The following is an 8,322-nucleotide window of genomic DNA, read 5'->3' as shown; positions in this document are numbered from 1 at the left end:
CACCCTGCGCGAGGTGACGCGCCAGCCGGTGGCGGACTTCGAGGCAGCGCTGGCCGAGATCCCGCAGATCGTCGAGGCGCAGCGGTTGTTCGGCGACCCGGATTACCTGCTGCACGTGGTGGCGAAGGACCTGCCAGCGTTTCAGAGGCTATATGACGAGCACCTCACCAGCATTCCCAATGTGAAGCGGCTGAGTTCGACGTTGGTGATGAAGGAAGTGATTCAGGACCGGCTGTTACCGATGCAGTGACAATTTCTGATTTTCTACCGCCTGTTCACCTGCACTGGAAACGCGCACTGCGCACCACGCCGGCTCACCTGTGCTGTTTCCCGACAGCCTGCAGCCCCCAACCTCAAGGCTTTCAGCGCGGTGGCCCGCTCCTTGCTACCACTCGTCCCTTAACCTTTTGTCAGCCTTAGGTTTTTTAAGGTTTATGGGCACATATTTACTAATTTCTCGTTATCCCGACTCCCCGCATCATCCCTCCAACAAGAACGCGTTGCCCTTCGCCGGCACGCCCCCGGGCAGTACCCCCTGCCCCACCTTGCCTTGGAGTCAGTCATGACCAGTGCAGCCAACACGGCACCCCTCATAGAAAAACACACGATCGGCTACGTGCCCCCGCAAGACCGCCATGGAAAGGTAAGGGATCTGTTCACATTGTGGTTCGGCGGCAACATCGCGCCGCTGCCCATCGTCACCGGCGCGCTGGGCGTGCAGTTGTTTCACCTGAACCTGGTGTGGGGCATCATCGCCATCCTGGTCGGCCACCTGGTCGGCGGGGTGTTGATGGCGCTGCACTCGGCCCAGGGCCCGCAGATGGGCATCCCGCAGATGATCCAGAGCCGCGCCCAGTTCGGCTCGCTCGGCGCGCTGCTGGTGGTGGTGATCGCCGGGGTGATGTACATCGGCTTCTTCGCCTCCAACATCGTCCTGGCCGGCAAGTCGCTGCATGGTGTGGTCGAGGCCGTACCGGTACCGGTGGGTATCGTCATCGGTGCGCTGGGATCGGGCATCATCGGCATCATCGGCTACCGCTTCATCCACGTGCTCAACCGCATCGGCACCTGGGTGCTGGGCATCGGCATCGTGGTCGGCTTCGGCTACATCTTCAGCCACGTGCAAAGCGACGACTTCCTGACCCGCGGCGGCTTCAACCTGGCCGGCTGGCTGGCCACCGTGTCGCTGGCGGCGCTGTGGCAGATCGCCTTTGCCCCTTATGTGTCGGATTACTCGCGCTACCTGCCGGCTGACGTGAAGGTCTCATCGACCTTCTGGACCACGTACCTGGGCTCGGCCCTGGGTTCGAGCCTGTCGTTCATCTTCGGCGCCGTGGCGGTGCTGGCGATCCCGGCCGGCATGGACACCATGGACGCGGTCAAGCTCGCCACCGGCACCCTCGGCCCGATCATGCTGGTGCTGTTCCTGCTCAGCGTGATCAGCCACAACGCCCTCAACCTGTACGGCGCGGTGCTGTCGATCATCACCCTGATCCAGACCTTCGCCCACCGCTGGATCCCCACCGCCAAGAGCCGCGCGGTGCTGTCGCTGATCGTGCTGACGGCTTGCAGTGTGGTAGCGGTGTTCGCCTCGAAGGACTTCATCGGCCACTTCGTCGACATGGTGCTGGTGCTGCTGGTGGTGCTGGTGCCCTGGACCGCGATCAACCTGATCGACTTCTATGTGATCCACAAGGGCGACTACGACATTCAGTCGATCTTCAAGGTCGATGGCGGCATCTACGGGCGCTACAACCCACAGGCGCTGATTGCCTATGCGGTGGGCATCGTGGTGCAGATCCCGTTCATGAACACGCCGCTGTACGTCGGGCCGATCTCCGAGCACATCAACGGTGCCGACCTGTCGTGGCTGGTCGGGCTGCTGGTCACCTCGCCGCTGTACTGGTGGCTGGCGAGCCGCGACAGTGCCTATCGTCGTCGGCAGACCAGCGCCAAGCTGGCGATGGGCGTCTGATCGCCCGCTGAGCCAACCTGCATCACCAGCAACCGGCCCGTGGCAACACGGGCCGGTTTGTTTCTGACGCCCCGCACGGCGTTTTTAACCGCCTCGCCATTTTTCCAGCAGGATCGACACGAACTTTTCTGCAGCCGGCGACAGCGAAGCCCCACGCCGGTAGACCAGGCCCAGAGTTCGCGTCACCTGTGGGTCGGTCAGGGGCACGCTGACCAGCGTCGGGTGGTCCGCTGCCGGCATGGCCAGGCTGGGCATCGCAGACACACCAAGCCCTGCCTCGACCATGCCGAGCGAAGTGGACAGGTGCTGCACCTCATAAAACCATTTGGGCCGAATGTTGAGCCCCGACAAGGCGTGGTCCAGCAGCATGCGGTTACCACTCAGGCGCCCCACGCCGATCAGGCGGTGGTCAGCGAGCTGCGTCCAGGTCACCGATTCGCGGCTTGCCAGTTCATGATCGCGGCGGCAGGCCAGCACGAAATGCTCGTTGACCAGCGGCACAAACTCGATGTCCGGGTGCTGGCCACTCATCATGTTGATGCCGAAATCGGCCTCGCCGCGCAAGACCGCTTCAAGGCCATCGTTGGCGCTGAGGTCGAGCAGGCGGATGCGAATTTTCGGGTATTGCTCGTTGTACTGGCGAATCACGGTGGGCAGAAAGTAGAACGCCGCCGTCGGGATGCACGCCAGGGTGACTTGCCCGGTCTGACGCTCGGCCAGTTCGCGGATACTCAGGATCGAGTCTTCGAAGTCATCAAGCAGGCGCCGCGCCTTGGGCAGGAAATCGCGGCCGACACTGGTCAGGCCAACCCGACGCGTGGTTCGTTCGAGCAAAGGCGTGCCCAGGCCCTCTTCCAGCTTCTTGATCCGCCGGCTGAGTGCTGGTTGGGAAAGGTGCAGGGCCTCAGCTGCTTCATGAAAGCTGCCGAGTTCGGCGATTTTCACGAAAGAACGGATATCTTGCAGCTCATATTCCACAGGTTTGACTCCACGTCATAGCGTCGGCAATTATTCAACTGCATGCATTAATCGCTACGATATTTGCATTGGATTGATTTATCAACGCCTGTCACTCTTTCTCTCAACACATCAATGATGCCAATTGATCAACGAGAGTCAGTAGTCATGCAACGAATCCCTTGTGTGCTCATGCGCGGCGGTACCTCCAAAGGCCCTTTCTTCCATGCCTGGGACCTGCCGGCCAATGTGGTGGAACGCGACGAAGTACTGATCAGCCTGATGGGGTCTGGCCATGAGCTGGAAATCGACGGCATCGGTGGTGGCAGCCCGCAAACCAGCAAGGTGGCGATCGTAAGCCCCTCCCTGCACCCGGACGCCGACGTCGATTACCTGTTCGTGCAGGTCATGGTCGCCGAGCGACGCGTCGACACCGCGCCCAACTGCGGCAACATGTTGTGTGCGGTCGGCCCGTTTGCCATCGAACAGGGGCTGGTGAAAGCCCAAGGCGACAAAACCCTGGTGCGCATTCGCAACATTAATACCCAGACCTTCGTCACCTCGCTGGTGCAAACCCCTGGCGGCACCGTCAAGTACGAAGGCCGCACCGCTATCGACGGCGTACCCGGCACGGCCGCGCCGATCCACCTGACCTTCCTCGATGCGGTCGGCAGCAAGACTGGAAAACTGTTCCCGACCGGGCAGGCCCGCGATGTGTTCGACGGCACGGCCGTCACCTGCATCGACATGGCCATGCCGCTGATGATCATCGAAGCCAGCCAGCTGGGCCTGGCCGGTAACGAGCGCCCTGCCGCCCTGGATGCCGACAGCGCTCTGCTCAAGCGCCTGGAAGCGCTGCGGTTGCAGGCGGGCCGGGCCATGGGCCTGGGTGATGTGCGTGGCATGGTGATCCCGAAACCGGTGGTGGTGTCGCCGCCAACCAGCGACGGCACGCTGCAGGTGCGCTACTTCATGCCGCACAACTGCCACCGTGCGCTGGCGATCACTGGCGCGATTGGCCTGGCCACTGCCTGCGTGACCCCCGGCACCGTGACCGCCCAACTGTTGGGCGAGCACGCCCTGCAACTGTCCGAAGTACGGCTGGAGCACCCCAGCGGCGTCATCGATGTGGCCTTGAGCCGCGACGGCGGCAAGCTGCAGGCGTCGGTGATCCGCACTGCCCGCCGGCTCTTTTCAGGTTACGTGTATGCCCCGACAATGCGCCGCCTTGCCAGCTAGCGCGTACTGCACATGTTCAACCCAAAGCGCATCCGCACAATTTCAACAATGGGTGATGCCTCATGAAACTCATCAAATCGTTGTACTTTCAGATCCTCTGCGCCGTGCTGCTGGGTGTACTGGTCGGCCACCTCTGGGCCGAGCAGGCCGTGGCGCTGAAGCCGCTGGGCGATGCCTTCATCAAGCTGATCAAGATGATGATCGCGCCCGTGGTGTTCTGCACCATCGTCACCGGCATCGCCGGCATGACCGACAAGCGCTCGCTGGGGCGCCTGATGAGCAAGACGTTGTTGCTGTTCCTGGTGCTGACGGTAATCAGCCTGGTAATCGGCCTGGTGGCCGTGCATGTGTTCCAGCCTGGCGTGGGCATGAACATCGACCCTGCCACCCTGAGCACGGCGGGCCTCAGCCAGTACACCGCGTCGGCGGCCAAGCTGGGTGTGGTCGACTTCTTCATGCACATCATCCCTGACACCTTCATGGGTGCTTTCAACAAAGGCGAAGTGCTACCCGTGCTGTTCATCGCGGTGCTGTCGGGGTTTGCCCTGTCGGCCATGGGCGAACATGGCCAACCTGTGCTGAACGTGCTGGAGTCCGCCTCGCAGATGGTGTTCCGAATCTTCGGCTACCTGATGCGCTTTGCCCCGGTCGGTGCGTTCGGCGCGCTGGCCTTTACCGTGGGCCAGTACGGCATTACCTCGCTGGGCGCCTTGGCCAAGCTGGTGATGACCCTCTACATCGCCTGCGCGTTCTTTGTGTTGGTGGTACTCGGTGGCCTGTGCCGGCTGCACGGCTTCAGCTTGTGGAAGCTGTTGCGGTTCTTCCGCGAGGAGTTCCTGGTGGTACTCGGCACCTCGTCTACCGAGCCGGTATTGCCACGGATGCTGGAAAAGCTGCAGGCGCTGGGTTGCAGGAAGGGCGTGGTCGGGCTGGTGCTGCCCACGGGGTACTCCTTCAACCTTGATGGCACTGCGATTTACCTGTCGCTCGCCGCCGTGTTCATCGCGCAAGCGTGCAACATCGACCTGAGCCTGGGCCAGACGCTGACCATGCTGGCGATCATGCTGTTGTCGTCCAAAGGCGCCGCCGGTGTGACGGGCAGCGGTTTCGTGGCGCTCGCTTCGACGCTGACGGTGATCCACGATATCCCACTGGCCGGCCTGGCGCTGCTGATCGGTATCGACCGTTTCATGTCAGAGGCACGCGCCCTCACCAGCCTGGCCAGCAACGCCGTGGCCACCGTGGTCATCTCGCTGTCTGAAGGTGCTTGCGACCGGCAGGTGCTCAAGCAAATGCTGGCAGACGGGAAAATGCCGCCTGCGGCCATCGCCGAGCCGAACGCCCCCTGGTCGGCCGCCGAGCCCACCCGCCAAAGCTGACCCCCTCCGCACCTACGTAAAACGCACCGCCCGGCAGGCATGACGCCGGGCGGCAAGACCGCCGTTTGCCTTGCGTTCGGCCACACTGACAATAACAACAAGAGAGAAAACCATGCTGGCATTGCTGGGTTTGACCATGGTGGTGGCATTCACCTACCTGATCATGAGCAAACGCTTGTCGCCTATCGTCGCCCTGACCTTGGTGCCGATCGTGTTCGCCGTGATCGGAGGCTTCGCGCCCGACCTTGGCAAAATGATGCTCGACGGCCTGAAAATGGTCGCACCCTCGGCAGCATTGCTGCTGTTCGCCATCCTGTTCTTCGGCCTGATGATCGATGCCGGCCTGTTCGACCCGCTGATCCGCATGATTCTCAAGCGTGTCAACGGCAACCCGGTAAAGATTGCCATCGGTACCGCCCTGCTCTCGCTGCTGGTGGCGCTGGACGGCGATGGCACCACTACCTACATGATCACCTGCGCAGCCATGCTGCCGCTGTACAAACGCATCGGCATGAACCCGATGATCCTCGCCACCGTAGCCATGCTGTCGCTGAGCATCATGAGTGGCTTGAGCCCTTGGGGCGGGCCGGCGACGCGGGCGATTGCGGCACTGGGCCTGGACGCGTCCGAGTACTTCATCCCCATGCTGCCGACCATGGTCGGCGGTGCCGCCTGGGTGGTGTTCACGGCATTTCTGCTGGGGCGCGCCGAGCGCAAGCGCATCGGCAACATCCAGCTGCAAGCAGGCGGCGGCAACTGCTACATCAAGGCCATTCTGGAAGATACCCCGCACAAGCGCCCACGGCTGGCCTACGTCAACCTGGTGCTGGTGGTGACAGTGATGATCGCCCTGGTAGCCGGGGTGATGCACGCCGCGATTCTGTTCATGATCGGTTTTGTCGCCGCGCTGATGATCAACTACCCGCAACTGAATGTGCAGAAGGAGCGGATACTGGCGCACTCCGGCAATGCCATGACCGTCGTACTGCTGGTATTTGCCGCAGGCATCTTCGCGGGCATCTTCTCCGGCACCAAGATGGTCGATGCGCTGGCGCAGACCTTGGTCGACTGGATTCCGCCATCCTGGGGCCACTGGTTCCCGCTGGTGGTGGCCATTACCAGCATGCCGCTGACCTTCGTGCTCTCCAACGATGCCTATTACTTCGGTGTGGTGCCGATCCTGGCCAATGCCGCCGCAGCGTATGGCATCGACCCGGTAGAGATCGCCCGCGCCTCGGTGCTCGGCCAGCCGGTGCACCTGATGAGCCCGCTGGTGGCCTCGACCTTGTTGCTGGTCGGCATGGTCGACCGGGATATCGGCGACTTCCAGAAAGCCACGGTCAAGTGGGCCGTGCTCACCTCGCTGGTCATTACTGCCATTGCGCTGCTGACCGGAGCGCTGTCGTTCTTCGTCTGAATGCCCAACCCACAATAACAAGAGAGTATCCGGACCATGACCCAAGTCATTCTCCGCAGGGCTGCGTGCGGCCTGCTGCTTGCCCATGTGCCCCTGACCCACGCTGCTGGTTTCATCGAAGACAGCGCACTCAAGCTGCAATTGCGCAACGTGTACTTCAACGAGAACTTTCGCGACGAGCAAGGCCTCAGCACACGTGCTGCTGCTACGGCAAAAAGTGAACGGGTGGAATGGGCGCAAGGGTTCTTGCTGGATTACGCATCCGGGTTCACACAAGGCACGCTAGGGGTAGGCCTGGATGCCATGGCACTGGTGGGCGTCAGGCTGGACTCGGGCCGCGGGCGCAGCGGTACCGGCTTGTTGCCGGTGCATGACGATGGCCGCGCGGCCAATGAGTTTGCCAGTGCCGGGGTCACCGCCAAGGCCCGGCTGGGCAAGACCGTGATCAAGCACGGTACGTTGCTGCCCAAGACACCGGTATTGGTGTACAACGACGCGCGCCTGCTGCCGCAGACCTACCAGGGCACCCAGCTGGTCTCCAGCGATATTGACGGGTTGACCTTGACCGGTGGCCATCTGCAGCGTTTCAAGCAGCGCGATTCGTCCGACAGCACTGGCCTGTTCGCCGATGGCTACAGCGGCGATGCATCGGCGGATTTCAGCTATGCCGGTGCCGATTACGCAGTGAGCAAAACCCTGCGATTGAGCTACTTTCGCGGCGAGCTGAACAACTTCTACCGCCAGGACTTTGCCGGCATTGCCCATGAGCTGCCGCTGGCAGGGGGCGTGTTGGCCAGTGATGTGCGTTACTTCAAAAGCCGCGACGATGGCGCAGCACAGGGTGGCCCCATTGATAACGACATGCTCAGCGGCCAGCTCAGCTATGCCCACAGCGGCCACACCGTGGGTGCGGGTTATCAGGTGCTCGATGGGGTTGCCGGGCTGCCCTACATCAGCGGCGCCACCGTGTATTCGTTCAGCAACGTCGGTATCGGCAAGTTCATTGAAGAAGACGAGAAGACCTGGATGGTCAGTTACGCCTACAACTTCGCGGCAGCCGGTGTGCCTGGGCTGACCTTCATGAGCCGCTACCTGAGCGGTGACAACGACAAGGCAGGTGATGCCGGGGCGCGTGAATGGGAGCGCGACAGCGAACTGGCCTACGTCGTGCAGGCGGGCACATTCAAGGGGCTGGGAGTGAAGCTGCGCAACTACGTCTACCGCGCTGATTATTCCCGGGGGCGGGACAGTAACCGGGTCTACCTGACCTATGACATCGCGCTCTGGTAGGGCCTGATTTGCAGCCATTCGCGGCACAAGGCCGCTCCCACAGGTACGGGCACTGCGCGGTCCCT

At 62.2% G+C, this 8,322-nt stretch carries 7 protein-coding genes; 6 read left to right on the top strand and 1 reads right to left on the bottom strand.

The genetic code is table 11. The annotated features are described in order from the left end of the window. Both NP534_RS23880 and NP534_RS23875 read left to right on the top strand, forming a co-directional pair. A partial coding sequence (locus NP534_RS23880; RefSeq protein ID WP_274100338.1) for an Lrp/AsnC ligand binding domain-containing protein occupies positions 1-250 on the top strand: 250 nt, incomplete at its 5' end. Between the two features lie 312 nt (positions 251-562). Next, positions 563-1,975, top strand: a complete 1,413-nt coding sequence (locus NP534_RS23875) for a purine-cytosine permease family protein (protein ID WP_274100337.1) — start codon at positions 563-565, stop codon at positions 1,973-1,975. A gap of 84 nt (positions 1,976-2,059) precedes the next feature. Here NP534_RS23875 and NP534_RS23870 read toward each other — a convergent pair whose 3' ends face one another. Beyond that, positions 2,060-2,953 (bottom strand): LysR family transcriptional regulator, encoded by an 894-nt coding sequence (locus NP534_RS23870; RefSeq protein WP_033697311.1) that lies wholly within the window; start codon positions 2,951-2,953, stop codon positions 2,060-2,062. A gap of 147 nt (positions 2,954-3,100) precedes the next feature. Here NP534_RS23870 and NP534_RS23865 point away from each other — a divergent pair, with 147 nt between their 5' ends. From NP534_RS23865 to NP534_RS23850, 4 genes are all read left to right on the top strand, one after another. Continuing rightward, positions 3,101-4,171, top strand: a complete 1,071-nt coding sequence (locus NP534_RS23865; protein ID WP_274100336.1) for a 4-oxalomesaconate tautomerase — start codon at positions 3,101-3,103, stop codon at positions 4,169-4,171. A gap of 62 nt (positions 4,172-4,233) precedes the next feature. After that, entirely contained in the window at positions 4,234-5,550 is a 1,317-nt protein-coding gene (gene dctA, locus NP534_RS23860) for a C4-dicarboxylate transporter DctA (protein WP_274100335.1), read from the top strand. Between the two features lie 91 nt (positions 5,551-5,641). Beyond that, positions 5,642-6,967 carry a CitMHS family transporter gene (locus NP534_RS23855; RefSeq protein WP_337994333.1) on the top strand — a complete coding sequence of 442 codons (1,326 nt, stop codon included), beginning with the start codon at positions 5,642-5,644 and terminating at the stop codon, positions 6,965-6,967. A 36-nt stretch (positions 6,968-7,003) separates the two neighbouring features. Then, complete coding sequence (locus NP534_RS23850) at positions 7,004-8,257, top strand: OprD family porin (protein WP_274100333.1); 1,254 nt, start codon at positions 7,004-7,006, stop codon at positions 8,255-8,257. Positions 8,258-8,322 lie beyond the last annotated feature (65 nt).

The sequence above is a fragment of the Pseudomonas sp. 39004 genome, assembly GCF_028682155.1.
In the GTDB taxonomy this organism is placed as follows: Bacteria; Pseudomonadota; Gammaproteobacteria; order Pseudomonadales; family Pseudomonadaceae; genus Aquipseudomonas; species Aquipseudomonas capeferrum.
The sequence above is the reverse complement of the archived record's forward strand: the minus strand, read 5'-3'. Positions and strand labels throughout refer to the sequence as shown.